This window comes from Acidovorax sp. LjRoot118, from assembly GCF_964253575.1.
Classification (GTDB): domain Bacteria; phylum Pseudomonadota; class Gammaproteobacteria; order Burkholderiales; family Burkholderiaceae_C; genus Acidovorax.
In genome coordinates this window covers 5,914,971-5,940,507 of the sequence record NZ_CAXURB020000001.1, presented here as the reverse complement: position 1 = coordinate 5,940,507, position 25,537 = coordinate 5,914,971, and the positions used below count along the sequence as shown (strand labels likewise).

The following is a 25,537-nucleotide window of genomic DNA, read 5'->3' as shown; positions in this document are numbered from 1 at the left end:
TCTTTTCTTGCCCCTTGGGGGACGAGTTTAAAGCAGGGCCCTGTGGTTGCTACAGTGCCGCGTAGACCAGCGCCGGGTACAGCTCGCACAGGTAGCGCAGCTGGCCGGGCGCCTGGGTGAGCAAGATGGCCACCAGGTCCTCGGCCGGGTCCACCAGGAAGAAGGTGCCGCCCATGCCGCTCCAGCCGTACTGGCCTACCGAGGCGGCGTGGGGCGCCAGGCCGGCGCTGCGGCGCACGGCCACCCCCAGGCCGAAGCCATAGCCCTCGGGCAGGATGTCCCCGGCAGCCGGAATGCCCGCGCCCAGATGGTCGGCCGCCATGAAGGCCACGGTGGCGCGGCTGGCCAGGCGCACGCCGTCGAGCGTGCCGCCGGCCAGCAGCAGGCGCGCAAAACGCGCGTAGTCGCCGGCCGTGGACACCAGCCCGCCGCCGCCCGATTCGAACGTGGCCGGGCGCGACACGTTATTGAGCACCACCTCGGCGCCGGTCTGCGGGTCGCGCGCGAAAGGCTCGGCCAGCCGGTGCAGTTGCTCCGCCGGCGCGTGAAAACCGGTGTCGCGCATCTGCAGCGGGCCAAACACCCGGCGCTGCAGGATGGCCCCCAGGGGCTCGCCCTCCACCACCTCCAGCAAGGCGCCCAACACGTCGGTGGCGCGGCTGTATTCCCAGCAGCTGCCGGGCTGGTGCAGCAGGGGCAGGGGCCCGATGGCCTTGGCCAGCGCGGCATTGCCGTCGCGGCGCGAGCCGATGCGTGCCGCTTGATAGGCCTGGGCCACCGGGCCGGTGTCCCAGGCATAGCTCAGCCCCGCAGTGTGGCGCAGCAGGTCATGCACCGTGGCCTCGCGCCGAACGGCGGTGGTGCCCCCCGTCGCTGGGTCGAACACGCCCTGGCCGGCAAATGTGGGCAGGTAGCGCGCCACGGGGTGGGACAGGGGCAGGCGCCCCTCCTCCATGAGCATCAGCGTGACCAGTGACACCACGGGCTTGGTCATGGAGTAGATGCGAAAGATCGAATCCGCAGCCATGGCCGGCGCGCCCGCGCCCGGCGCCTGGGCGCCCAGGGGCTCGTGCAGCACGGTCTGGCCGCGGTGGTGCACCAGCGCCACCGCGCCGGGCAGGATGCCGCGGTCAACGTGGTCCTGCAGGACGGTTCGCAGTCGGGTCAGGCTGGGGGCGTGCATGGGCGGGGCTCCGGGACAAGATGGTGCCAGCCTGCCACAAGTAGCATGAACGCCCAGCCGCCTGTGGGACAGCACCTACAGGCAATTCCGTGCCCGGCCGGTGCAAAGCCGCCGGGCCGCAGCCTATGCTGCGTGCATGACTGTCACCGACCGAATCCAGCGCGCCACCGAGCGCCTCAAACCCCTGGTGCAGCCTGTGCTGCCGCTGTGGCGCGCAGTGCAGATGTGGCTCGACGCCGATGGCCTGCGCATGAGCGCCGCCATGTCCTTCTACGGCATGCTCAGCCTGGCCCCCTTGCTGCTCCTGCTGGTGGGCGTGCTCGGCTGGTGGCTGGACCGCAGCTACCTTGAAAGCAGCCTGCTGCACCAGGTGCAGTCGGTGATGGGCGAGCGCGTGGCCGACGTGGTGCGCCAGGCCCTGGCCAGCGCGCAGGAGCCTTCCGAGGGTCGGCTGGCCTCGCTGATCGGCTTTGTCGTGTTGCTCTCGGGTGCCACCGGGGTGTTTGTGGAGCTGCAGTCGACGCTGGCGCGCCTGTGGCAGGGGAGCGAGCCCGAGCCGGCACGCGCTGCCTGGTGGCATATGGCTTCGCTGCGGCTACGCGGGCTGGCCTACGTGCTGGCCATTGGCTTTTTGCTGCTGGTGTCGCTCACCCTGTCCACCCTCATCAACCTGTTTGCCGGCTGGGCCGGTGCCCGGCTGTCCATCGCACCGCTCGGGCCCATCCTGCAGGTGGTCAACGAGGTAGTGGCCTTTGGTTTTGCCGTGGCGCTGTTCGTGGGGCTGATGCGCATCGGCGGAGGGCGCAAGCCGCCTCTGCGCTGCCTGGTGGCTGGTGCGGTGGTCGGGGCCACCCTGTTCACCATCGGCAAACAGCTGCTGGCGTGGTACCTGTCGACCGCTGCCGTGGTCTCCGCGTACGGGGCTGCCGGCTCGCTGGTGGTGTTGCTGATGTGGATCTATTTCTCGTCGGCCGTGCTGCTGTTCGCGGCCAGCTGTGCCCGGGCCCTGGACGAGGCGGGGCTGCAGGTGCGCAGGCGCCGCGCCCCGGCGGTCCCCGTGCCGCAGGCCGACGCGGGCGTGGCGCCCGTGCCTTGAATGGACGAGCGCGGCTGGTGTCACTTTGCGCTGTAAGCAACAGCAACTGTCTGCCGCAGGGCTCTGCACTTTGAGGGGTGCTCGCAGCACTTCTTACCGACCCTTACAAAGCAGACAAAGCCCCGCACCATTGCCTGTATACCGTGCATCCATGGGCCGCGTTGTTCACTGAGCGCCGGCCCCGGCACACGAACCAACCAATGAATGAATGGCGCGCATGCGCGCGGAAGGAAACACCATGAACAACCCTATCACCCTGCAGCCGTCCGATGTGCGCACAGTGCCTTCCACCCCCTCGCCCATGAAGTGGATGTGGGTCGCCATCGCCTCCCTGGGAGCATGTGTGGTGGCCCTGGGTACCACGCTGGTGGTGCAGCACCGTCCTGCTGAAGTTGCGGCCGCCTCAACGGCGGCTAGCCCGACCGTGGTGGCCCAATCACTGCAGGGCGTTCCCGCCCAGCCGCTGGGTCTGGTGCAACCCCAGGCCGGTGCCCCGGCCCAGCGTGCGCCTGCGCCCATGCCCGAGCCATTCCAGCCCCAGCGTGCGAACCTGGCCGGCGGCACGGCGCAGATGGTGCAACGCGCACCGGTGTGCAATACCTGCGGCCGGGTCGAATCGGTGCAGGCAATCCAGCAGGCCGAGCCTGCCACCGGTGTGGGTGCGGTCGCGGGCGGCGTGCTTGGCGCGGTGGTGGGCAACCAGATCGGCAAGGGCAATGGCCGCACCGCCGCCACGGTGCTGGGCGCCGTGGGCGGTGGCTATGTGGGCCACCAGGTGGAGCAGCGCTCGCGCACCCGCACGGTGTACCAGGTGGCGATCCGCATGGACGATGGTTCGCTGCGCCGCTTCACGCGCGCGCAGCCCCCGGCTGTGGGCACGCCCGTGGCGCTGCAGGGCAAGGGCTACCGCATCGACCACGAGCGCGACAGCCGCCCGAACGGCGGTGGCGCGTACACCAACGCCCCTGCAGGCGCGGTGCGCGTGGCCAACGGCTATTGAGCTGCGGCAGGCCTGATCACAGCGCCCGGACCAGCTCCGGCACGGCGGTAAACAGATCCGCCTCCAACCCATAGTCCGCCACGCTGAAGATCGGCGCCTCGGCATCCTTGTTGATCGCCACGATCACCTTGGAGTCCTTCATCCCCGCCAAGTGCTGGATCGCCCCCGAGATACCCGCCGCGATGTACAGCTGCGGCGCCACGATCTTGCCGGTCTGGCCCACTTGCCAGTCGTTCGGTGCATAGCCCGCATCCACCGCAGCGCGGCTGGCGCCCAGGGCGGCGCCGAGCTTGTCGGCCAGCGGGGTCATCACTTCGTCGAACTTTTCCTTGCTGCCCAAAGCCCGGCCACCGGAGACGATGATCTTGGCGGCGGTCAGCTCGGGGCGGTCGCTCTTGGCGATCTCGCTGCCCACGAAGGTGCTCTTGCCCGTATCCGCCGTGGCGGCGGAGGTTTCGGTGGCGGCACTGCCACCGGATGCTGCTGCCGGGTCAAAGCCCGTGGTGCGCACGGTGATGACCTTGGTGGCATCGCTGCTCTGCACGGTGGCAATCGCGTTGCCGGCGTAGATGGGGCGCTCGAAGGTGTCGGGGGAGATCACCTTGGTGATGTCGCTGATCTGGGCCACATCGAGCTTGGCGGCCACGCGGGGCGCCACGTTCTTGCCGCTGGCGGTCGCGGGGAACAGGATGTGGCTGTAGTTGGCAGCAATGGCCAGGACTTGCGCGGCCACGTTCTCGGCCAGGCCGTGTTCGAGACCTGGGGCATCGGCATGGATGACCTTTGCCACACCGGCGATTTGTCCGGCAGCGGCTGCAGCAGCACCGGCATTGTGGCCGGCGATCAGCACGTGCACGTCGCCACCGCAGGCAATGGCGGCGGTCACGGTGTTGAGCGTTGCGCCCTTGATGGCGGCGTTGTCGTGTTCTGCAATAACGAGTACGGTCATTTGGTGTTCTCCTTATTGTTCAGATGACTTTGGCTTCGTTCTTGAGCTTGTCGACCAGGGCGGCCACGTCGGCCACCTTGACGCCGGCGCCGCGCTTGGCGGGCTCGGTCACCTTGAGGGTCTTGAGGCGGGGGGTGACATCCACACCCAGGTCTTCGGGCTTGACGATATCCAGCTGCTTCTTCTTGGCCTTCATGATGTTGGGCAAGGTGACGTAGCGGGGCTCGTTCAGGCGCAGGTCGGTGGTGATGACTGCGGGCAGGGTCAGGGCCAGGGTTTCCAGGCCGCCGTCGACTTCGCGGGTCACGCTGACCTTGTCGGCCGAGAGTTCGACCTTGCTGGCGAAGGTGGCCTGGGGCAGGTCGGCCAGGGCGGCGAGCATCTGGCCGGTCTGGTTGGCATCGTCGTCGATGGCCTGCTTGCCCAGGATCACGAGGCCCGGTTGTTCCTTGTCCACCAAAGCCTTCAAGATCTTGGCCACGGCCAGGGGCTGCAGCTCGACGTCGGTTTCCACCAGGATGGCGCGGTCGGCGCCGATGGCCATGGCGGTGCGCAGAGTTTCCTGGCACTGGGCCACGCCGCAGGAGACGGCGATGACTTCGGTCACCAGGCCTTTTTCTTTCAGGCGCACGGCCTCTTCGACGGCGATTTCGTCAAAGGGGTTCATGCTCATCTTCACGTTGGCGATGTCCACACCCGTTTGGTCCGACTTGACTCGGACTTTGACGTTGTAGTCGACCACGCGCTTGACGGCGACGATTGCTTTCATGGGAGGAACTCCATCAGTACAAGGAAAAGGTTCGCGCAGGCGTGTGGGCCTGCGCAGGGAATGAGGAAGGTGTGCTGAAGGCGTCCAGGTTGGGGCTCAGAGAACGACAGGGATCTCGGTCGCCGGTGGCGTGTTGCGGCTGCGGCCGCAGCGCACCAGGCCGTCGATCATCACCATGCCGATGCCGGGGATGTCGCCCAGTTGCACGCTTTCGAGCAGCGTGGCTCCGGCCGTGTGTTGGGCGCGGTCCATGAACACGAAGTCCGCCGCGCGACCCGGCTCGATCAGCCCGCAGTTGAGGTTGCGGATGCGCGCCGTGTTGCCCGTGGCAAAGCAGAACACCAGCTCGGCCGGGATGTTGGCGAAGCTCGAGATCAGCGCAATCATGCGCAGCATGCCCAGGGGCTGCACACCCGAGCCTGCGGGCCCGTCGGTGCCCAGGATCACGCGGTGCGGGCACTTGAGCTCCATTGCGGCGCGTGCGGCCTCGATGGCGATCTTCTCGTTGCCGTTGTGCACCAGCTCGATGGCGCGCGAGGACTTCTCGCACAGTTCGCACACATGCTTCCAGGGCAGCGAGGTGTGGCCGCCGTTGATGTGGCCGATCACGTCGGCATCTGCCTCCAGCACCACGTCCTTGTCGATCAGGCCCGAGCCGGGGATGGAAGGCCCGCCGGTGTGGATGGTGCTCTGGATGCCGTACTTGCGCGCCCAGGCCACCATCTGCTGGGCCTCGTAGCCGGCCTTCACGGTGCCCAGGCCGACTTCGCCGAGCAGGGTCACGCCGGCATCGGCCATGTCCTTGAAGTCCTGCTCGACCATGCCCTTCTCGATGATGGGCGCACCCGCGATCACCTTCACGCCGCCGGGGCGGAAGTTGTCGAACGCGCGCTGCGCGGTGATGGCCAGGGCCTTCAAGCCCACGATGTCCTTGGGCCTGCCGGGCAGGTGCACCTCGCCGGCCGAGACCATGGTGGTCACACCGCCGTTCATGGTCGAGTCGATCCAGCCGATCTGGTTCTGGCGCGGCGTCCAGTCGCCGAAGACGGGGTGTACGTGGCTGTCGATCAGGCCGGGGGCCACGCAGGTCTGGCGCGCGTCGATGGTGGTGCGCGCGTGTTCGGTGTCGCAGTCCTTCTCGCGGCCCACGGCCACGATGAGGCCGTCGTTCACGACGATGGTGTCGGCGTCGAGGATGGGGCGTTCGAGGTCGCCCGAGAGCAGCAGGCCGATGTTCTTGATGACGACTTTGCCGGAGGCCGCATTGGTGGAGATGTCTGCCATGGGAAGGTACCAGTCGGATGGTTGAGGGGGAGGGCGCAAACTGCGCCGATCGTGGGGCTGCAATTCGTGTAGTGAATACTACATAAGAGGCCAGCATCGTGCAAGATGGCAAGCACTGCAAAGTGTCTCGGGGCAGATCAGGCGCTGCGGTGAAGCGGGCAGGCTGCGCCCCTGCCGATCGCCCGGATCGGCAGGGGGCTCTTGCAAGATATGGGCCTTGGGCCCCGGGGAGGGCGCGTTGCGCCTCAGGACGCCCGCACGGTCCGCAGCACGGTATCGATCATGAACTCGTCCCAGTGGGCCACGGCCTCGGGCTGGTCGATGTCCTCGCCCAGGAAGGCCGAGAGCGTGTAGCGGTTGGACTGGTAGAAGTAGCCCATGGAGGCGATCAGCAGGTACAGGTCGCGCGCGCGCAGGTCGGCGCGGAACTCCTGGCTGGCCACGCCCGCGGCCAACACCTGCTCGATCACCGAGACGGCGGGCGAGGAATACTCGCGCGCGCGCATCGACTTGGAGATGTGCTTGCCCTTGTGCAGGTTCTCGGTGTTGAGCAGCGTGACGAACTCGGGGTGCTTGCGGTAGTACTGGCTCACGAAGCGGACCACCGACTTGAGCGCTTCGACCGGGGTTTCGAGGCGGATGTCCAGCGCCGACTCGGCGTCGTTCATGCGCCGGTAGATCTCTTCGAGCACCTCGATGAACAGGCCTTCCTTGCTGCCGAAGTAGTAGTAGATCATCCGGTCGAAGGACTTGGCGGCCTTGGAGATCTTCTCCACGCTGCCGCCTTCGTAGCCGTAGCGTGCGAACACCTTGATCGCCGCCTTGAGGATGTTGTCGCGCGTGGTCTGGGCCGCCTGCTCGCGCACGCCGGTGCGGCGTGTCGAGGGGGCGCGGGTGGAAGCAGTCCGGGTCTTGGTGGGTGTGGCCGACATGGATGATCCGTTGGGTGGCAGGGCAGCCCCTGCCATGCAGGGACCGGGCCTGCCGGGGATATTACTGCTCAGCGAAGGCTCGTTCGATCACAAAGTCGCCGGGCTTCGTGGTGTTGCCTTCCTTGAAGCCGCGCACTTCCATCATGTGCTTGAGGTCGCGCAGCATCTCGGGGCTGCCGCAGATCATCACCCGGTCTTCCACCGGGTTCAGCGCTGGCAGGCCCAGGTCGCGGGCGAGCTGGCCGTTTTCGATCACGGTGGTCACGCGGCCCTGGTGCTTGAAATCCTCGCGCGTCACGGTGGGGTAGTACTTGAGCTGCTTGCTCACCATCTCGCCCAGGAACTCGTGCTTGGGCAACTCTTCGGTGATGTAGTCGTGGTAGGCCAGCTCCTTGACCTCGCGCACGCCGTGCACCAGCACCACTTCCTCGAACTTCTCGTAGGTCTCGGGGTCGCGGATCAGGCTCAGGAAGGGGGCCAGGCCGGTGCCGGTGGAGAGCATGTACAGCCGCTTGGCGGGCAGCAGGTAGTCGATCAGCAGGGTGCCGGTGGGCTTCTTGCCCACGACAATGGAGTCGCCCACCTGGATGTTCTGCAGGCGCGAGGTCAGCGGGCCGTCGGGCACCTTGATCGACAGGAACTCCAGGTGTTCCTCGTAGTTGGCGCTGGCGATGCTGTAGGCGCGCAGCAGCGGCTTGCCGTTCACGCGCAGGCCGATCATCGTGAAATGGCCGTTGGAGAACCGCAGCGCGGTATCGCGCGTGGTGGTGAAGGAAAACAGGCGGTCCGTCAGGTGGTTGACGGTCAATACGCGTTCTTCAAGAAAGGCGCTCATGGTGCTTACGTCGGCTAAAAGTTGAAAAATAGGGCGAAAAAGCTGGCTGAAAGGCTGGGGCCGGCCGCGTCAGAGCGCGATGTCCAGGCCGGAAAGCTTGTGGCTCACAACCCTCCATTGTTCCGCATCTGGCAAAGGCGGTTTTCTTTTGGTGATTGTGGGCAGGCCGGGGGCCAGCTTTTTGTTGAACTGGATAAAGATTTCCATGCCTGCCGGGAGGTCGTCCTCGGCATAGATGGCATTGGCTGGGCATTCGGGGATGCAGACCGCGCAGTCGATGCATTCGTCGGGGTCGATCACCAGGTATTCCGGTCCCTCCTTGAAGCAATCGACCGGGCATACATCCACGCAATCGGTGTACTTGCACCGAATGCATGCGTCTGTGACTACGTGCGTCATTTTGGGGCTCCTTGTGCACCATTTCAGGGGGCGCGCAAACACTATTGCGGACTGCGAACGATTGCGCTACATTCGCCTCAAATGTAGTGATCACAACATTTAAGTTAAGTGAATGCTACACAAAACGCCATGAACGTACAAGCACAGAAAACGGTGCGAGGAATGGGTTGCCACGATGACTGAACACACCAAGACCGATGGCCTTCCAGGCATGGACGCACCCGAGCTGCCGCAGGTGCTCGAGCGCGCCCGGCCGCGCAATGAACGCATGAACACGGCCAAGGTGGAGTGCAACGCCTGCCCCGTGCTGTGCCAGATCTCCGAAGGCCGCAGCGGCGCCTGCGACCGCTACGCCAACCAGGCCGGCGTGCTGGTGCGGGTCGATCCCGTGGTGCTGCTGCGCAAGACCATGGCGGACGGCGAGGCGGTGCTGGTGCCCTTTGCAGGCCGCGCTGCCGATGCGGGTGCCGGAGGCCAGGACGCACCGGCTGAGCAGCCCGCCTGGAGCGGCGACCTGCTGCTGACCGAGGAGGTCTTCGTCACCGGCGTCGGCTCTTCCACCACCTACCCCGACTACAAGCCCGCGCCCTTCATCGTCGGCTCCAAGGTCGATGGCGTGGACATGGTCACCGTGGTCACCGAGGGCATCTTCAGCTACTGCAGCTTCAAGGTGAAGATCGACACCGACCGCTTCCTCGGCCCCGAGCAGGCCAACGTGCGCTGCAAGGGCGAGGTGGTGGGCCATGTCACCACGGCCGAGTACGGCTCGCAGATGCTCTCGCTGGGCGGCGTGCACCACCTGACGGGCGGCAGCAAGAAGGAAGGGCGCATCGCCAACGAGATGATGCAGATGCTGGGCAACAAGCAGGCGGTGGAGCTCACCATCGACGGCGGCTCGCAGCTCGTGATCCAGGCCGGGCATGCGCCCATCGTCAACGGGGTGGCCGAGCAGCGCATGCGCGTGGGCTGCGGCTCGGCCGCCATCGGCATCTTTGCGCGCCAGTTCTTCGGCCAGGCCGACGAGGTGGTGGTGGTGGACGACCACATCACCGGCGTGCTCACCGAGCACCAGGCCGGCCGCTGCCTGGACATGAAATCCTCGGGCATCAAGATGCGCGGGCGCAAGTCCACGCCGGGCCGCTACTTCCAGGTGGCCAACCCCGGCACGGGCTGGGGCGGCACCGACATCGCCGACCCGCTGTCCATCATCGAGACCTGGGACGAAGCGGTGGCATGGCCCGGCCTGCGCCTCTTGATGACCTCGACCACGGGCGAACACGCCAGCTGGTACGTGCTCGACGAATCGCTGAATCCGGTGGAGGCCGAGATGCCCGCCGAGGTGCGCCGCATCGTGGACCGCATCGGCGAGAACTGCGAACCCTCGATGACTTCGGTGCTGTTCCTGGGCGGTGCGGGCGGCAGCCTGCGTGCGGGCGTCACCGAGAACCCGGTGCTGCTTACTCGCTCTATCAAGAATGCGCTGGTCAACGTGACCTGTGGCGGTGCGCCGGCCTATGTCTGGCCCGGTGGCGGCATCACGGTGATGGCCGACGTGCTGCGTATGCCCGACAACAGCTTTGGCACTGTGCCCACGCCGGCCATCGTGGCGCCCATCGAATTCAGCATGCGCCGCAGTGACTACGAGTTGCTCGGTGGCCACATGGACCAGGTGCGCAGCCTGCGCGAAGTGCTCGAACGCGGCGCCTGGCACAACGATGGTGCGCCGGAATCGGTCTCGTGGCTGACCCTGCCATCGGCCAACCCCTGGCCCCTGGGCCAGCCGCCGCTGTTGGGCTGAGGGGCCTCCATGCAAGCCACCCGACAACTGCTGTCCGCCGGCCGCTGGCACCTGCAACACGGCCCCATGGACGTGATCGTGCAGGCCGAGGGCGATGCGCTCGCCGTGGCTGCGGCGCATGCGCGCGCCTGGGTGCGCTTTCAGGGCCTGCTGCAGGAGTTGGTGCGTGAGCTGCCCGCGCTGCGTGCGCCGGTGGGCGCTGGCGACTGCCCGCTGCAGGGCCCGGTGGCGCGCCGCATGTGGAGCGCCTGCCAGCCGTTTCGCCAGGACTTCATCACGCCCATGGCCGCAGTGGCCGGTTCGGTGGCGCAGGAGCTGTTGGCCTGCTACGCGGTGGAGTGCGTGCAGCGCGCCTGGGTGAACAATGGCGGCGATATCGCGCTGCACCTGGCGCCGGGCGAATCGGCCAGCGTCGGGGTGTATGCCGACATTGCGGGGCTCGATGCGGCGCAGCTGCAGGGCGGGCTGCTGCTCGACGGCGCCTTTCGCCTCACGAGCACCATGCCGGTGCGCGGCGTGGCAACCAGCGGCTGGCGCGGGCGCAGCCATTCGCTGGGCATTGCCGACAGCGTCACCATCCTGGCGCCAACGGCAGCCCAGGCCGACGCCGCGGCCACGGTGGTGGCCAATGCGGTGAACCTGCAGGATGCACGCATTGCGCGCAGGCCCGCCTGCGAAGTCAAGGACGACAGCGACCTGGGCGCCATCCTCGTCACGGTGGACGTGCCAGCGCTGCCGGCCGCCCTGGTGCGCCAGGCCCTGCAGGCTGGTCTTGAAAAAGCGCAAGAATTGCAGTCCCGCGGCCACCTGTGGTGCGCGCTGCTCTCATGCCAGGGGCAATGGATGGCGACGCCGTCCGAACGCCCGGTGCTGGAGCAGGCCGCCCCCCGGAAAATCGGCGCCGTTTTTGAAGTTGGTTCAGTATTTGCTTAATGAATTGCACAGGCCATCCCATGATCCAGATCCGACGCGTTTTCACCCACCTTGAGGAAATCCGGCACGAATTCGGGCCCGAAACCGGTGCACCGCTGCTGCGTGGTGCCATCGGCGCCGTGCTCACCAATCCCTATGCCGGCCGCTACGAGGCGGACATCCTGCCCATGATGGATGCGCTGCAGGAGGTGGGCCTCGATATGGCGCAGCGCCTGCTCAAGGCCATGAACGTGCCGGCCGAGCGCATCGCGACCTATGGCAAGGGCGCCATCATCGGCGCCGCCGGTGAGCTGGAGCACGGCGCGCTGTGGCATGTGCCGGGCGGCTATGCCATGCGTGAACTGCTGGGCTGGAAGGGCGACCGCAATGCCTACGCCAAGGGCCAGGCCGAGGAAAAGACCGGGCAGCCTGCCAACGCGCTATCCATCGTGCCCTCGACCAAGAAGGTGGGCGGCCCTGGTGCGGCGCTCGACGTGCCGCTCACCCACATCAACGCCAGCTACGTGCGCAGCCATTTCGATGCCATCGAGGTGCGTGTGCCCGGCGCACCGCTGGCCGATGAGATCGTCTTCATCCTGGCGATGACCACCGGCGCACGCATCCATGCGCGGGTGGGCGGGCTCAAGGCCGCCGACATCAGCCAGTGGAACGGCCTGCGCTGAACCCACGCCAACCATAACGACTACGAGAGACCAAGGAGCACACACATGCCAGCCAAGATCCGGAAAATCATCGTCCAGACCGACGAAGTGCGCGTGGAAATGGGCCGCGAGGTGAACCCGCCCGTGCGCAAGGCCCTGGCCATGGCCGTCATCGAGAACCCGTTTGCGGGCCGCTACGTGGAAAACCTCGACGAGCTGATCGCCATCGGCGAAGAGCTCGGCGGCCTGCTGGGCGAGCGCTGCGTGCAGGCCCTGGGCATTGCGCCCGGCCAGGCCGAGAGCTATGGCAAGGCCGCCATCGTGGGCGAAGGCGGCGAGCTCGAACACGCTGCGGCCATCCTGCACCCCAAGCTCGGCGCCCCGCTGCGCCTGGCGGTGGAAAAGGGCGCAGCCCTGGTGCCTTCAAGCAAGAAGATCGGCGGCCTGGGCGCTGCCATCGACGTGCCGCTGGGCCACAAGGACGCCGCCTACGTGCGCAGCCACTTCGATGCCATGGAGGCCCGTGTGGCCGATGCGCCACGCGCCAACGAGATCGTGGTGGCCGTGGTGGTCACGGCCGGCGGCCGCCCGCTGCCGCGCATAGGCGGGCTCACCACCGCAGAAGTCCAGGGCCAGGACGGCCTGCGCTGAGCGCACCGCCACACCCGTGACCCGCTGTCTCCCCCATACTGTTCGCCACCGCTGTTTCTCTCCCATCCAATCCATCAGGAGTGTTTCCATGACGATGCTTAAGACCCTCATGCGTGCTACGGCCGCTGCCGCGCTGGCCGCCACAATCGCTCCCGCGATGGCCCAGGATGTCATCAAGATCGGTGAGATCAACAGCTACAAGGCCCAGCCCGCCTTCCTGGAGCCCTACAAGAAGGGCATGGAGCTGGCAGTGGACGAGATCAACGCCGCAGGTGGCCTGCTGGGCAAGAAGGTCCAGCTCGTGATCCGCGACGACAACGGCAACCCCGGCGATGCCGTGCGCGCCGCCGAGGAACTGGTCTCGCGCGAGAAGGTGGATGTGCTCACCGGCTCCTTTCTCTCGCACGTGGGCCTGGCGCTGACCGACTTCGCCAAGCAAAAGAAGTTCTTCTTCCTGGCCGGCGAACCGCTGACCGACAAGATCGTCTGGCAGAACGGCAACCGCTACACCTACCGCCTGCGTCCCTCCACCTACATGCAGGTGTCGATGATGGTGCCCGAGGCCGTGGCCCTGAAGAAGAAGCGCTGGGCGCTGGTCTACCCCAACTACGAATACGGCCAGTCGGCCGTGGCCACCTTCAAGCAACTGCTCAAGGCCGCGCAGCCGGACGTGGAATTCGTCGTCGAGCAGGCGCCCCCGCTGGGCAAGGTCGACTCGGGCAGCGTGGTGCAGGCCCTGGCCGATGCCAAGCCCGATGCGATCTTCAACGTGCTGTTCGGCGCCGACCTGTCCAAGTTCGTGCGCGAAGGCAACACGCGTGGCCTGTTCAAGGACCGTGAAGTGGTCAGCCTGCTGACCGGCGAGCCCGAGTACATGGACCCGCTCAAGGACGAGGCCCCCAACGGCTGGATCGTGACCGGCTACCCCTGGTACGGCCTGCAGACGCCCGAGCACAAGGCCTTCCAAACGGCTTACCAAGGCAAGTTCAACGACTACCCGCGCCTGGGCTCGGTCGTGGGCTACAGCGCCATCAAGTCGCTGGCCGAGGGCATCAAGAAGGCCGGCTCCACCGACACCGAAAAGCTGGTCGTTGCCTTCAAGGGCCTGCAGGTGCCCACGCCGTTCGGCCGCATCACCTACCGCCCCGAGGACAACCAGTCCACCATGGGCGGCTACGTGGGCCGCACCAAGAACGAGGGTGGCAAGGGCGTGATGGTCGACTACCGCTACGTGGACGGCGCCAAGGTGCAGCCTACGAACGACGAAGTCAAGAAGATGCGCCCGGCCGACTGACGGCTGGTCCCCGGCCTGAGGCGGCTGCGGACACTTGCGTCCGCTAGCCCCTGAGGCCATATTGCTACCCCACATGCACGCGAACGGGCAGACGGACATGCCCGAGGGACAAGTGTTGCCGAAGGATCTGGAATGAGTTTATCGAGTTTTATCGTTCAGCTGCTCAATGGACTGGCGGGGGCCTCCTCGCTGTTCCTCGTGGGCGCCGGGCTTTCGCTGATCTTCGGCGTCACGCGCATCGTGAATTTCGCGCATGGCTCGTTCTTCATGGTGGGCATCTACGTCGCCTACTCCATGGTGGCCAAGCTGGGCACCGGCCTGGGCTTCTGGCCCGCGCTGCTGCTGTCGGCCGTGGTGGTCGGCGCGCTCGGTGCCCTGGTGGAGGTGGTGCTGCTGCGCCGCATCTACAAGGCACCCGAGCTGTTCCAGCTGCTGGCGACCTTTGCGCTGGTGCTGGTGATCAAGGACGCCGCGCTGTGGATCTGGGGCCCCGAGGAACTGCTCGGCCCGCGTGCGCCGGGCCTGTCGGGCTCGGTCAGCATCCTGGGGCGGCAATTCCCCTCGTACGACCTGTTCCTGATCGTCGTCGGCCCGGTGGTACTGGGCCTGCTGTGGCTCTTGCTCACCCGCACCCGCTGGGGCACGCTGGTGCGTGCCGCCACGCAGGACCGCGAGATGGTCAGCGCCCTGGGCGTGAACCAGGCCTGGCTGTTCACAGCGGTGTTCGCCCTGGGCGCCCTGCTGGCGGGCCTGGGCGGTGCGCTGCAGCTGCCGCGCGAACCGGCCACGCTGGAGATGGACCTGAACACCATCGGCGCCGCCTTCGTGGTGGTGGTGGTGGGCGGCATGGGCTCCATCCCGGGCGCCTATGTGGCCGCGCTGCTGATCGCCGAGATCAAGGCCATCTGCATCTGGCTCGGCGTGGTCGAAATCTTCGGCTACAGCGTCTCGTTCTCCAAGCTCACGCTGGTGGTCGAGTTCCTGGTGATGGCCGTCGTGCTCGTGGTGCGCCCCTGGGGTCTGATGGGCAAGCCCCAGGCGGTCAGCCGCAACACCGGTATTCCCGAAGCGCCGCTGCGCGCCTCAGCGCCCTGGTACAAGGTCGGTGCAGCCGTGCTGGTGGCCGCGCTGGTGCTGCTGCCCTTCGTCACCACAGGTTCGCCCTATCTCACCGTGCTGATGATCGACCTGCTGATCGCGGCGCTGTTCGCGGCCAGCCTGCACTTCATCATGGGGCCTGCGGGCATGCATTCGTTCGGCCACGCCGCGTACTTCGGCCTTGGGGCCTATGCGGCTGCGCTGCTGGTGCGCTCGGCCGGCATCCCCATGGAAGCGGCGCTGTTGCTGGCCCCCCTGGCGGCTGCGGCCGGTGCGCTGATCTATGGCTGGTTCTGCGTGCGCCTGTCGGGCGTGTACCTGGCCATGCTGACGCTGGCCTTCGCGCAGATCACCTGGGCCATCTGCTACCAGTGGGACGGCTTCACCGGTGGCAGCAACGGCCTCACGGGCGTGTGGCCGGCCGAGTGGCTGTCGGACAAGCGCAACTACTACTTCCTCACGCTGGCCCTGGTGGTGGGCGGCGTGCTGGCGCTGCGCCGGGTGCTGTTCTCGCCCTTTGGCTATGCGCTGCGCGCCGGGCGCGACTCAGTGCTGCGCGCCGATGCCATCGGCATCGACGTCAAGCGCATGCAGTGGACGGCCTTCGTCATCGCCGGCCTGTTCGCGGGCCTGGGCGGTGCGCTGTTCGCCTTCTCCAAGGGCAGCATCTCGCCGGAGGCGCTGCACGTGGGCAAGTCGGTCGACGGCCTGGTGATGGTGCTGCTGGGCGGTATCCAGACGCTGGCCGGCCCGGTGGTGGGTGCGGTCACCTTCACCTGGCTGCACGACACCGTGGCACGCAACACCGACTACTGGCGCGCCATGCTGGGCGCCATCATCCTGATCCTGGTGCTGCTGTTCCCGCAGGGCATCGCGGGGGCCATCAAGCAACTCTTCGATAACAAGCGCGAAGCCAAGGAGGCAGCATGAGCCTGCTCAAAGTCACCGGCCTGGGCAAGTCCTTCGGTGGGGTCAAGGCCGTCGACGGCATCCACTTCGAGCTGGCGGCCGGCGAGCTGCTGGCCCTGATCGGCCCCAACGGCGCCGGCAAGTCCACCACCTTCAACATGGTCAACGGCCAACTGCCGGCCGACGTGGGCTCGATCCAGCTCAACGGCCAGGAGCTGGTGGGCCGCAAGCCGCGCGATATCTGGCGCATGGGCGTGGGCCGCACCTTCCAGATCGCCGAGACCTTCTCCTCGCTGACCGTGGTGGAAAACGTGCAGATGGCGCTGATCTCCAACGACAGCCGCCTGTTCTCGATGTTCCGCAAGGCCTCGGAGCACAAGCGTGATGAGGCCCTGGCCCTGCTTGAGCAGGTGGGCATGAAGGCCCAGGCCGACCGCCCCTGCAGCGTGCTGGCCTACGGCGACGTGAAGCGCGTGGAGCTGGCCATCGCCATGGCCAACGCGCCCAAGCTGCTGCTCATGGACGAACCCACGGCCGGCATGGCGCCCAAGGAGCGCAACGAGCTCATGGCGCTGACCAAGCGACTCGTGATCGACCGCGGCATGGCCGTGCTGTTCACCGAGCACAGCATGGACGTGGTGTTCGCCTACGCCGACCGCATGATCGTGCTGGCGCGCGGGCGCCTGATCGCCGAGGGCAAGCCCCTGGAGCTGCGCGACCACCCCAAGGTGCAGGAGGTGTACTTCGGCACCGGCAAGACCTTCGAGAAAAAGACGGCCGGTGCAGCGATTGCTGCTGCGCCTGCGGAGACCGCATGATGACGACGACGATTGATTCCAAGGACGTGTTGCTGGAGGCCAAGGGCCTGCAGGCTTGGTACGGCGCTGCGCAGATCCTGTACGACGTGGACCTCAACGTGCGCCGCGGCGAGGTCGTGGCGCTGATGGGCCGCAACGGCGCGGGCAAGTCCACCACGCTCAAAACGCTGATGGGCATGCTGGCCAAGCGCAAGGGGCAGATCCGCTTCATGGGCAAGGACATCTCCAAAAGCGACCCACACGATGCGGCGCGCCTGGGCCTGGGCTTCGTGCCCGAGGACCGCCGCGTGTTCACCGACCTCACGGTGATGGAGAACCTGGCCGTGGGCCGCCAGCCCGCGCGCCACTGGCCCGACGGCACGGCAGCGCCGCTGTGGACGCCCGAGGCCCTGTTCAAGCTGTTCCCCAACCTGGGCGAGATGCCCCAGCGCCCCGGCGGCCGCATGAGCGGCGGTGAGCAGCAGATGCTGACTGTGGCCCGCACGCTGATGGGCAACCCCTACCTGGTGCTGCTCGACGAACCCTCCGAAGGCGTGGCCCCGGTCATCGTCGAGCAGATGGCGCAGATGATCCTGGAGCTCAAGGCCCAGGGCGTGAGCATCCTGCTGTCCGAACAGAACATGCATTTCGCCGAACTCGTGTCCGACCGTGCCTACGTGCTCGAAAAGGGCCAGATCCGTTACCAGGCGTCCATGGCCGAGCTGGCCGCCAACGACGAGGTGCGCAGGTCCTACCTGAGCGTTTGAAGGATTTTCCCGGCGCGGGCCTGTTGGGCCCGTACCGATCTGCCAGTGCGTTCCCAACCGGAGTGTCCGCCATGATGATCCCTGCCCAGCGCCGTTTCTTCCTCCAATCCGCCGCCGCCCTCACCCTCGCGGGGGCCGGCATGCCCCTGGCCTTTGCAGCGGGCAAGATCAAGCCCGGCGAACGCGCAGCGCTGATCGTCGTGGACGTGCAGAACTGCTTCGTGCCCGGTGGCACGCTGCCCGTGGCCAAGGGCGACGAGGTGGTGCCGGTCATCAACCGCATCGCCACCGCGTTCGAGAACGTGGTCGTGACGCAGGACTGGCACACGCCGGGCCATGCCTCGTTCGCCAGCACGCATGCCGGCAAGAAGCCCTTCGAGACCACCAAGCTCAGCTACGGCCAGCAGGTGCTGTGGCCCGACCACTGCGTGCGCGGCACCGACGATGCGGCCCTGCACAAGGATTTGAAACTGCCCCAGGCCCAGGTGATCCTGCGCAAGGGCTTCCACGAGCATGTGGACAGCTACTCGGCCTTCGAGGAGGCGGATCGCAAGACCTCCACGGGCCTCGCGGGCTACCTCAAGCAGCGCGGCATCAAGACGGTGTTCGTGACCGGCCTGGCCACCGACTTCTGCGTGGCCTGGACGGCCCTGGACGCCAAGCGCCTGGGCTTCGAAACCTATGTGGTGGAAGACGCCTGCCGCGCCATCGACCTCAACGGCTCGCTGGAGGCGGCCTGGAAGCAGATGAAGGCCAAAGGCGTCAAGCGCATCCAGTCGAGCGACCTCGACATCGCCTGAGCCATGGGCACGGGACTTGCAAACCATCGGTGGCTGCCGCATGGCCGGCAGCGTGGGAATCCGTCTTTGACGGTTTCGCAACACCCCCTGTAAATGGTTGCACAGTCCCTCGTGTTGCGGGGAAACTGCCACCTTTGATGTAAGGAGCGTTTCATGAAGTACCGTGGGATGAGGGATGGGCGCACCGACCGCAGGGCCGTGCTGATGGCCATGGCGGCGACGGCCCTGGGCAGTTCGGCGACGACGGCCATGGCGGCAGAGACCGGGGTGACGGACAAGAGCATCAAAGTGGGGCAGTCCGCTGTTTTCACCGGGCCCGCCAAGGACTTCGGCGTGGACTACAAGGCCGGCATCTCCCTGTACTTCGACCGCACCAACAAGGCCGGCGGGGTGTTCGAGCGCAAGCTCGAACTCGTCTCGCTCGACGACGCCTACGAGCCCAAGAAGACCGCCGAGAACACGGCGCGCCTGATCGACGAGGAGAAGGTATTCGCCCTGATCGGCTACGTGGCCACGGGCAACCTGATCGCCGCCATGCCGCTGGCCGAGAAGGCCGGCGTGCCCATGTTCGCGCCGCTGGTGGGCACCACCTCGTTTCGCACCACGCACAACCGCTACCTGTTCCACGTGCGCGCCAGCTACGAGACCGAGCTGCGCAAGATCGTGGGCCACTTGGCCACGCTGGGCATCACCAACATCGCGGTCGCCTACCAGAACAGCGCGTTCGGCAAGTCCAACCTTGAGACCTGCCTGCAGATCGCCCAGGGCCTGAAGGTCAAGGTGGTCGAGTCGGTGCCTCTGGAGATTGCCGCCACCGACGCCAAGGCCCAGGTGGCCCAGCTCACCAAGGCCCAGCCCGGCGCGGTGGTGATGATCATGGCCGGCAAGATGGTCGAGGTGTTCCTGCGCGACTACCGTGCCGGTGGCGGCGCCGCGCCGCTGTACACCATCTCGGTGGGCATCACCGATGCGCCGGGCTCGGCCCAGCGCCTCAATGGCGGCATCGAGGGCCTGGTCACGGCCAGCATCGTGCCCTCGCCGCAGGCCAGCCGCCTGCCCATCGTGGTCGACTACCGCAAGGACCGCACCGATGCCGGTGCCAAGATCGACAGCTACACCATGCTCGAAGGCTATATCGCCGCGCGCGTGTTCGTCGAAGGCCTCAGGCGCGCGGGGCGCAACCTCACGCGCGAGGCCTTCATCAAGGCCATGGAAGACATGGGTACCACCAAGTTCGGCGATTTCCCGGTGCAGTACGGTCCGAACAACCACAATGGGTCCAACTTCGTGGACCTGGAGATGTACACCCGCACCGGCAGCCTGCGCCGCTGACGTTTCATTCAGGATCCATGCAGACCCCAGCCACCGTTCTCACCCTTTCCGTCAATGGCCAGCCATGTGAGCTGCCAGCAGGTACCCCGGGCGCGGGCGCCACGCTGCTGCATGTGCTGCGCAACGACCTCTCGCTCAACGGCCCCAAGTACGGCTGCGGCCTGGGCCAGTGCGGCGCTTGCACGGTGCTGGTGGACGGGGTGGCGGCGCGTGCCTGCGTGATCCCCGCACACGGCGTGGCGGGCCGCGAGGTGACGACGCTGGAGGGCCTGCCCGCACGCTGCCATGGTGCGGCATGCGAGGGGCTGCTGCACCCGGTGCAACAGGCCTTCGTCGACGAGCAGGCCGCCCAGTGCGGCTACTGCCTCAATGGCATGGTGATGATGGCCGTGGCCCTGCTCGAACGCAACCCCGATCCCGACGAGGCCGCCATCCGCCGCGAGCTCTCGGGCAACCTGTGCCGCTGCGGCACGCATGTGGAGATCATCCGCGCCGTGCAGCGCGCGGCGGTGCTGGTGCGCGGGGTGGCCGCATGAGCGCGCCCCCTGTAGCGCTGCGCGCGCACAGCCCGCTCACGCGCGCTGACTTCCATGCCGCACAGGGGGTGCTGCTGGTCGTGCGCAACCCGCCGCCCGCACCCCCGCCTGTGAAGGGCCAGCCCGCGCTGGTGGCCGGCAACCCGGCCGAGGGCGTGGAGATCCTGCTGGCCGTGTGGGACGATGGCAGCGTGACCGCCCTCAATGGCCACGTCGACCTGGGCACCGGCATCCGCACGGCGCTCGCGCAGATCGTGGCCGAGGAGCTGGACGTTCCCCTTGAGCGCGTGAACATGGTGCTGGGCGATACCACGCGCGCGCCCAACCAGGGCGCGACCATTGCCAGCGCCTCGATCCAGATACACGCCAAGCCCCTGCGCACCGCCGCAGCGCAGGCGCGCCACTGGCTGGTGGCCCAGGCCGCCGAGCGCCTGGGCGTGGCGCCTGATGCGCTGCAGGTGCAGGCCGGCGTGGTGCAGGTGGCGGCCGACCCCGCCCGCCGGGTGGCCTATGGCGAACTGCTGGCTGGCGCGCACACCGCGCTGGAGCTCGCCGAGGCCACGCCCACCAAGCCCATGGCCGACTACACCGTGGTCGGCCAGTCGGTGCCGCGCGTGGACATACCCGCCAAGGTCAGCGGCGAGCTGGTCTTCGTGCACGACATGCGCGTGCCCGGCATGCTGCACGGCCGCGTGGTGCGCCCGCCCTATGCGGGTGCCGACCATGGCGATTTCATCGGCAACACGCTCGAATCGGTGGACCAGTCGTCCATCGCGCACATCCCGGGCATCCGCGCGGTGGTGGTGGTGCGCGACTTCGTGGGCATCGTCGCCGAGCGCGAGGAACAGGCCGAGGAGGCGATGCGTGCGCTGCGCGTGCACTGGAAGCCCTGGCCGGGATTTCCCCGGCAGGACAGCCCGGACGCCCTGGCACAGGCCATACGCGCCAACCCCTCCACGCAACGCCGCCTGGTGGACGAGGGCGACGTGGACGCCGCGCTGGCCGCAGCCGCGCAGTCCATGCCGCGCACCTATGTCTGGCCGTACCAGCTGCACGGCTCCATCGGCCCCTCGTGCGCGGTAGCCGAGTGGCGGCAAGACGAAACCTCGGGCCGCCCGCGCATGGCCGTCTGGGCCGGCACGCAGAACCCCCATGTGCTGCGCGCCGACCTGGCGCGCCTCATGGGCATGGCCGACGTGGACATCGACCTGGTGCGCATGGAGGCCGCGGGCTGCTACGGCCGCAATGGCGCCGACGACGTGGCGGCAGATGCCGCGCTGCTGTCGCGCGCCGTGGGTGTGCCCGTGCGCGTGCAGCTCACACGCGAGCAGGAGCACCTGTGGGAGCCCAAGGGCACGGCCCAGCTCATGCAGGTGCGCGGCGGGCTCAATGCCAATGGCTCGGTGGCCGCCTACGATTTCGAGACCTCCTACCCCTCCAACGGCGCGCCCACGCTGGCGCTGCTGCTCACGCGCACCATCGAGCCGCTGGCCCAGGCCTACGAGATGGGCGACCGCACGGCGCGCCCGCCCTACGACTTCGACAACCTGCGCGTGGCCGTGAACGACATGGCGCCCATCGTGCGTGCCTCGTGGCTGCGCGGCGTCTCGGCCCTGCCCAATTCGTTCGCGCATGAATCCTATGTGGACGAGTTGGCCACCGCGGCTGGCGTGGACCCGGTCGAGTTTCGTCTGCAGCTCTTGAGCGACCCGCGCGCGGCAGAACTCGTGAAGGCCACGGCCGAGAAGGCTGGCTGGCTGCCCCACACCGGCCCGCGCGTGCCCGGCCCCGCGGACCTGCAGGGCACCGACGGCGATTGGGTCCAGGGCCAGGGCTTTGCCTACGCGCGCTACATCCACAGCAAGTGGCCGGGCTTTGGCGCGGCCTGGGCCGCCTGGGTGGCCGATGTGGATGTGAACAAGAAGACCGGCGAGGTGCATGTGCGCCGCGTCGTCGTGGGTCACGATGCGGGCATGATGGTCAACCCCGCAGGGGTGCAGCACCAGGTGCATGGCAACGTGGTGCAGACCACCAGCCGGGCCCTCAAGGAGCAGGTGCGCTTCGACCCGGTCACGCAGGCGGTGGACACACGCGAGTGGGGCAGCTACCCCATCCTGAGCTTTCGCGAGGTGCCGGTCATCGAGGTCATGCACATGCCCCGGCAGGACGAGGCGCCGCTGGGCTCGGGCGAGTCCTCGTCGGTGCCCGGCACGGCGGCCATTGCCAACGCCATCTTCGACGCCACGGGCGTGCGCTTCCGGGCGCCGCCCTTCACGCCCGAGGTGGTGCGCGCGGGGCTCAACCCGCTGGGCGCAGCAGCTGGGCAGGGCGGTGCCGCCCCTGCAGGGTCGCCGGCAGAGCCGGCCGACGTGCTGCCCACACTGGAGCTGCCCGCCCCGGCCGTTCCCGCCACGGCCACCTGGCCGCGCCGGCGCAGCCACTGGGCGCGTGCATTGGCCCTGGCTGCCGGCGGCCTGGCCATGGGGGCGGCGCTGCTGGGCTGGCGCCCGGCCATCGCACCGGTCGCACAGACGGCAGGTGCTTCGGTCTACAACGCCGCCACCATAGAACGTGGGCGCCTGGTGGCGGCTGCCGGCGACTGCGTGGTTTGCCACACGGCCCCGGGCGGAACGCCGAATGCCGGTGGGCGCGCCATGGACACGCCCTTCGGGACCGTCACCACCACCAACCTCACGCCCGACGCGCAGACCGGCCTGGGCCTGTGGTCCTTCAGCGCCTTCCAGCGCGCCATGCGCGAGGGCATCTCGCGCGACGGCAAGCACCTGTACCCGGCCTTTCCCTACACATCCTTCGCGAAGATGGACGACGACGACCTGACCGCGCTGTACGCCTGGCTCATGGCCCAGCCGCCGGTGCGCTCCGAAGTGCCGGCCACGCAGCTGGCCTTTCCGTTCAGCGTGCGCCCGCTCATGGCGGGCTGGAACGCGCTGTTCCACGACGCCACGTCCTGGAAGCCCGACCCCGCGCGCCCGCCCGAATGGAACCGCGGCGCCTACCTGGTGCAGGGCGTGGGCCACTGTGGCGCCTGCCACACACCGCGCAATGCGCTGGGTGCGGAGATGGGCGGCGCGGCATTCCTTTCGGGCGCGCTGGTCGATGGCTGGGAGGCGCCCGCCCTCACCGGGCTGTCGAAGGCGCCCGTGCCCTGGAGCAGCGAGGCCCTGTACAGCTACCTGCGCAAGGGCCACAGCCCGGAGCACGGCAGTGCCTCCGGCCCCATGGCGCCCGTGGTGCAGGAACTGGCAAAGCTGCCCGACGAGGACATCCGCGCCATGGCTACGTACCTGGCCTCGTTCAACGCGACCCCGGAGCCTGCTGCCGAAGCATTGACGAAGGCGCAGGCCGCTGTGGCACAGGCGGCCGCACTGGCGCCCCAGCCCGGCCAGGCGCAGCGCCTGTTCGACGGCGCCTGCGCCGCCTGCCACCATGACGGCAACGGCCCCAAGCTCCTGGGCGTGAACGTGCCGCTGGCGCTCAACAGCAACCTGCACAGCGACCGGCCGGACAACCTGCTGCAGGTCATCGTCCACGGCATCCGCGAACCGGCTTCGCGCGAACTGGGCTTCATGCCCGGCTTTCGCGACGCGCTCAGCGATGCGCAGATCGCAGAGCTCGCGGGCTATATGCGCCAGCGCTATGCGCCAGGGCGCCCCGCATGGAACGATGTGCCGGCCGCGCTGGCACGTGTGCGCGCCGGTCCGGCCCATCCATAGCGTTCAGAAATGCAATGAATCCGCGTCGGCACCCATGGCATCGGCAATCAGCCGCATGTCGTGGTCGCTGATGGCGAACAGCCCGAAACGGAACGCATAGCCCCAGCGCGCGCGGTCCTGCACGAACTCGAAGTGATCGAGCAGCGGTGCGATGGCCGCCTCGCGGGCCGGCACGTAGTCCACGCCCTTGCGAAACGGCACGAACCCGCCGCCCATGTCGAAGGCATAGGGCTCGCCGGGCTTCACCAGCCCCAGCGAGACGAAGGCCTGCAGCTTGTCGCTGCCGCCCATGGTGACCGTGGGCGCGTAGTACGCGACCCTGTCGCCGGGCTTCACACGCCGCAGCGGGGCGACCTTGCCGTGGCACACCTGCATGTAGCCGGCTTCGGGCTCGACGCAGCCGCGGCGCGCGTGGTTGGCGCTGGCCACGGCGATCCAGTTGCCGCGTGGCGTGGCCATGGCGGGCTGTGGTGCTTCGGCCCACAGGGTCGGTTGAGCCAATGCGCTTGCTGCTGCCATGCCCATGCTCCTCAGGCCTCGGCGTGCAGACCGACGCGGTTGCCATCCAGGTCATGGATGTGCGCGAAGAAGCCCATGCCCGGCGGCAGTGCCTGGCGCGGTAGGGCTACCTTGCCGCCTTGCGCCACCACCCGCTCCAGGGCCGCATCGAGCGAAGGCGAAGCATCGAGGTAGACGAGGGTGCCAGCGCCTGCTGCCAGCTGCGGCGCGGTCGGCCCCATCATCAGCGCACCACCCGCTCCGTCGGATTCCGGGTCGTACGAGAACACCGCGCCTTCGCTCGGGCCCATGGACTCGCGGCGCATGGCCTGGCCCAGCACGGCCTCGTAGAAAGCCTGGGCACGGTCCAGTTGGGTGGTGGGGATTTCGAACCAGCTGATGGCGTTTTTCATGAAGGGCTCCTGGTGTGCAAATGAAGAAGCCCCGATGGTGATGACCTGCTGCTGACAGCGGTTTGTCAGCAGGCTTGCAGCAGCGCCCTCATTCCCTGGCGCGGTTCATTTCCATCGAAAACTTGAACCGGTCCGCGGGGTGCAGCGAGACCGAGATCTCGAACACCTGGTCGGCCGGGTCGATGTAGTGGCGCGTGATCTTCAGGGCCGGCGCACCTGCCTCGGCGCGCAGGGCCTCGGCATGCTCGCGTGGTACCAGCACGGCCTCGATGTCCTGGCGGATGCGGGCGATGCGCCGGCCGTAGCGCTCCTCGATGATGGAGCTGGCCAGCGTCTCGGGCGCATCACGCACGATGGGGCCGATGTCGGAATACGCCGGGTCGATGTACAGGTCCAGCCAGCAGATCGGGCGTGCCCGTGTGCTGCCTCCTTCCATGCGCAGGCAGGCGATGTGCAGCCAGCGCGTGCCGCCGGGGCAGGCCAGGTCCTTGGCGAGCGTCAGGTCCGCGACCACCGTGTTGATCGACTGCACCGTGCGCACATGTTCGGCACCGAAGCGTGCCAGTTCTTCCACCGTGGCGATGGACTGCGTGAAGCCGGCACGCGGCCGCATGGCCTCCACGCGCGTACCCACGTTCTTGCGCCGCGAGATCAGGCCCAGCTCCTGCAGTTCGTCCAGCGCCTTGCGCACGGCATAGCGGCTCAGGCCGTACTGGTCGCACAGCTCGAACTCGGTGGGCAGCAACGTGCCCACGGCGAAGCGGCCCGAGGCAATGCCCTCGGACAGGTCGCGGGCGAGGTCGGTGTTTTTGGCGGCGGTCATGCGGACAGGCTCCTGCTCAGGGAAAACCCCAAATCGAGTTTTGTTCGAACATATTTACAGTTCATT

General features: G+C 67.7%; 24 protein-coding genes. 14 read left to right on the top strand and 10 right to left on the bottom strand.

The genetic code is table 11. The features are described 5' to 3' along the window. Positions 1-49: 49 nt before the first annotated feature. Positions 50-1,183, bottom strand: a complete 1,134-nt coding sequence (locus ACSQ9E_RS27935; protein ID WP_436219731.1) for a serine hydrolase domain-containing protein — start codon at positions 1,181-1,183, stop codon at positions 50-52. 136 nt (positions 1,184-1,319) lie between these two features. On the opposite strand from ACSQ9E_RS27935, the gene ACSQ9E_RS27930 reads away from it, so the two are divergent. Together ACSQ9E_RS27930 and ACSQ9E_RS27925 are read left to right on the top strand one after the other, a co-directional pair. Beyond that, positions 1,320-2,279, top strand: a complete 960-nt coding sequence (locus ACSQ9E_RS27930; protein ID WP_436219730.1) for a YihY/virulence factor BrkB family protein — start codon at positions 1,320-1,322, stop codon at positions 2,277-2,279. Between the two features lie 238 nt (positions 2,280-2,517). Then, on the top strand, positions 2,518-3,279 hold the full coding sequence (locus ACSQ9E_RS27925; RefSeq protein WP_200961068.1) for a glycine zipper 2TM domain-containing protein: 762 nt from the start codon (positions 2,518-2,520) through the stop codon (positions 3,277-3,279). Between the two features lie 16 nt (positions 3,280-3,295). Here the strand turns inward: ACSQ9E_RS27925 and ACSQ9E_RS27920 are convergent, their stop codons facing one another. The 6 genes from ACSQ9E_RS27920 to fdxA form a co-directional block, all read right to left on the bottom strand. Beyond that, positions 3,296-4,228 carry an electron transfer flavoprotein subunit alpha/FixB family protein gene (locus tag ACSQ9E_RS27920; RefSeq protein ID WP_436219729.1) on the bottom strand — a complete coding sequence of 311 codons (933 nt, stop codon included), beginning with the start codon at positions 4,226-4,228 and terminating at the stop codon, positions 3,296-3,298. 19 nt (positions 4,229-4,247) lie between these two features. Beyond that, complete coding sequence (locus ACSQ9E_RS27915; protein WP_436219728.1) at positions 4,248-4,997, bottom strand: electron transfer flavoprotein subunit beta/FixA family protein; 750 nt, start codon at positions 4,995-4,997, stop codon at positions 4,248-4,250. Between the two features lie 96 nt (positions 4,998-5,093). Then, a complete protein-coding gene (locus ACSQ9E_RS27910) occupies positions 5,094-6,281 on the bottom strand; it encodes an amidohydrolase family protein (RefSeq protein WP_057202720.1) in 1,188 nt (395 codons plus the stop codon). Positions 6,282-6,526: 245 nt separating this feature from the next. After that, positions 6,527-7,213 (bottom strand): TetR family transcriptional regulator, encoded by a 687-nt coding sequence (locus tag ACSQ9E_RS27905; RefSeq protein ID WP_057266733.1) that lies wholly within the window; start codon positions 7,211-7,213, stop codon positions 6,527-6,529. Between the two features lie 61 nt (positions 7,214-7,274). Further along, the gene (locus ACSQ9E_RS27900) at positions 7,275-8,048 is read right to left on the bottom strand and encodes a ferredoxin--NADP reductase (protein ID WP_057202718.1); all 774 of its coding nucleotides are present in this window, start codon (positions 8,046-8,048) and stop codon (positions 7,275-7,277) included. Positions 8,049-8,117: 69 nt separating this feature from the next. After that, positions 8,118-8,447, bottom strand: coding sequence for a ferredoxin FdxA (gene fdxA, locus ACSQ9E_RS27895; protein ID WP_057202717.1), 330 nt, complete (start codon positions 8,445-8,447; stop codon positions 8,118-8,120). Positions 8,448-8,622: 175 nt separating this feature from the next. Here fdxA and ACSQ9E_RS27890 point away from each other — a divergent pair, with 175 nt between their 5' ends. From ACSQ9E_RS27890 to ACSQ9E_RS27835, 12 genes are all read left to right on the top strand, one after another. Then, a complete protein-coding gene (locus tag ACSQ9E_RS27890; protein ID WP_436219727.1) occupies positions 8,623-10,245 on the top strand; it encodes a 6-hydroxynicotinate reductase in 1,623 nt (540 codons plus the stop codon). A gap of 9 nt (positions 10,246-10,254) precedes the next feature. Next, positions 10,255-11,178 carry a UPF0280 family protein gene (locus tag ACSQ9E_RS27885; protein WP_436219726.1) on the top strand — a complete coding sequence of 308 codons (924 nt, stop codon included), beginning with the start codon at positions 10,255-10,257 and terminating at the stop codon, positions 11,176-11,178. A gap of 20 nt (positions 11,179-11,198) precedes the next feature. Continuing rightward, a complete protein-coding gene (locus tag ACSQ9E_RS27880) occupies positions 11,199-11,840 on the top strand; it encodes an amino acid synthesis family protein (protein ID WP_057202714.1) in 642 nt (213 codons plus the stop codon). 45 nt (positions 11,841-11,885) lie between these two features. After that, positions 11,886-12,470 carry an amino acid synthesis family protein gene (locus tag ACSQ9E_RS27875; protein WP_057202713.1) on the top strand — a complete coding sequence of 195 codons (585 nt, stop codon included), beginning with the start codon at positions 11,886-11,888 and terminating at the stop codon, positions 12,468-12,470. A 94-nt stretch (positions 12,471-12,564) separates the two neighbouring features. Next, on the top strand, positions 12,565-13,764 hold the full coding sequence (locus ACSQ9E_RS27870) for an ABC transporter substrate-binding protein (protein WP_235514503.1): 1,200 nt from the start codon (positions 12,565-12,567) through the stop codon (positions 13,762-13,764). A 132-nt stretch (positions 13,765-13,896) separates the two neighbouring features. Next, a complete protein-coding gene (locus tag ACSQ9E_RS27865) occupies positions 13,897-15,792 on the top strand; it encodes an ABC transporter permease (protein ID WP_436219725.1) in 1,896 nt (631 codons plus the stop codon). After that, positions 15,789-16,589 (top strand): ABC transporter ATP-binding protein, encoded by an 801-nt coding sequence (locus tag ACSQ9E_RS27860; protein ID WP_436219724.1) that lies wholly within the window; start codon positions 15,789-15,791, stop codon positions 16,587-16,589. Before ACSQ9E_RS27865 ends, ACSQ9E_RS27860 begins: the two co-directional genes overlap by 4 nt. Next, positions 16,589-17,335 carry an ABC transporter ATP-binding protein gene (locus ACSQ9E_RS27855; RefSeq protein ID WP_369818159.1) on the top strand — a complete coding sequence of 249 codons (747 nt, stop codon included), beginning with the start codon at positions 16,589-16,591 and terminating at the stop codon, positions 17,333-17,335. The genes ACSQ9E_RS27860 and ACSQ9E_RS27855 overlap by 1 nt, the downstream gene beginning before the upstream one ends. Positions 17,336-17,409: 74 nt before the next feature. Continuing rightward, complete coding sequence (gene pncA, locus ACSQ9E_RS27850) at positions 17,410-18,135, top strand: bifunctional nicotinamidase/pyrazinamidase (protein WP_436220273.1); 726 nt, start codon at positions 17,410-17,412, stop codon at positions 18,133-18,135. Positions 18,136-18,288: 153 nt separating this feature from the next. Then, positions 18,289-19,467, top strand: a complete 1,179-nt coding sequence (locus ACSQ9E_RS27845) for an ABC transporter substrate-binding protein (RefSeq protein WP_200963937.1) — start codon at positions 18,289-18,291, stop codon at positions 19,465-19,467. Between the two features lie 17 nt (positions 19,468-19,484). After that, a complete protein-coding gene (locus tag ACSQ9E_RS27840) occupies positions 19,485-20,003 on the top strand; it encodes a (2Fe-2S)-binding protein (RefSeq protein ID WP_436219723.1) in 519 nt (172 codons plus the stop codon). Continuing rightward, the gene (locus ACSQ9E_RS27835) at positions 20,000-23,737 is read left to right on the top strand and encodes a molybdopterin cofactor-binding domain-containing protein (protein WP_436219722.1); all 3,738 of its coding nucleotides are present in this window, start codon (positions 20,000-20,002) and stop codon (positions 23,735-23,737) included. Before ACSQ9E_RS27840 ends, ACSQ9E_RS27835 begins: the two co-directional genes overlap by 4 nt. Before the next feature lie 3 nt (positions 23,738-23,740). Here ACSQ9E_RS27835 and ACSQ9E_RS27830 read toward each other — a convergent pair whose 3' ends face one another. From ACSQ9E_RS27830 to ACSQ9E_RS27820, 3 genes are all read right to left on the bottom strand, one after another. Then, positions 23,741-24,256 (bottom strand): EVE domain-containing protein, encoded by a 516-nt coding sequence (locus tag ACSQ9E_RS27830; protein ID WP_428002830.1) that lies wholly within the window; start codon positions 24,254-24,256, stop codon positions 23,741-23,743. Positions 24,257-24,267: 11 nt separating this feature from the next. Beyond that, the gene (locus ACSQ9E_RS27825; protein WP_057266725.1) at positions 24,268-24,648 is read right to left on the bottom strand and encodes a VOC family protein; all 381 of its coding nucleotides are present in this window, start codon (positions 24,646-24,648) and stop codon (positions 24,268-24,270) included. An 88-nt stretch (positions 24,649-24,736) separates the two neighbouring features. Continuing rightward, positions 24,737-25,471: a GntR family transcriptional regulator gene (locus ACSQ9E_RS27820; protein ID WP_428002829.1), complete on the bottom strand. Its 735-nt coding sequence runs from the start codon at positions 25,469-25,471 to the stop codon at positions 24,737-24,739. Positions 25,472-25,537 lie beyond the last annotated feature (66 nt).